This is a genomic window from Streptococcus mitis, assembly GCF_002096735.1.
In the GTDB taxonomy this organism is placed as follows: domain Bacteria; phylum Bacillota; class Bacilli; order Lactobacillales; family Streptococcaceae; genus Streptococcus; species Streptococcus mitis_CZ.
In genome coordinates, this window is the sequence record NZ_NCVC01000002.1 from 1 (window position 1) to 365 (window position 365).

At 51.5% G+C, this 365-nt stretch carries 4 tRNA genes; all 4 read right to left on the reverse strand.

Annotation, left to right across the window (positions count from 1 at the left end):
- Positions 1-4: 4 nt before the first annotated feature.
- The 4 genes from B7703_RS00010 to B7703_RS00025 all read right to left on the reverse strand — a co-directional run bounded on the left by B7703_RS00010 (position 5) and on the right by B7703_RS00025 (position 346).
- Positions 5-94: transfer RNA gene (locus B7703_RS00010), tRNA-Ser, on the reverse strand.
- A 12-nt stretch (positions 95-106) separates the two neighbouring features.
- Positions 107-180, reverse strand: a tRNA-Ile gene (locus B7703_RS00015).
- A 13-nt stretch (positions 181-193) separates the two neighbouring features.
- Positions 194-267: transfer RNA gene (locus tag B7703_RS00020), tRNA-Met, on the reverse strand.
- Between the two features lie 5 nt (positions 268-272).
- Positions 273-346 (reverse strand) — tRNA-Pro (locus tag B7703_RS00025).
- Between the last annotated feature and the right edge of the window lie 19 nt (positions 347-365).

Consider the following 365-nt stretch of genomic DNA (forward strand, 5'->3'; position numbering starts at 1 on the left):
CAAAAGGAGGATGTGGGATTCGAACCCACGCACGCTTTTACACGCCTGACGGTTTTCAAGACCGTTCCCTTCAGCCGGACTTGGGTAATCCTCCATACTATTCAAATGGACCTTGTAGGACTTGAACCTACGACCACTCGGTTATGAGCCGAGAGCTCTAACCAGCTGAGCTAAAGGTCCAACAAGATCATTATAGCGGCGAAGGGGATCGAACCCCCGACCTCCCGGGTATGAACCGGACGCTCTAGCCAGCTGAGCTACACCGCCATATATCGGGAAGACAGGATTCGAACCTGCGACACCTTGGTCCCAAACCAAGTACTCTACCAAGCTGAGCTACTTCCCGAGTTAAATAGAAAAATGCA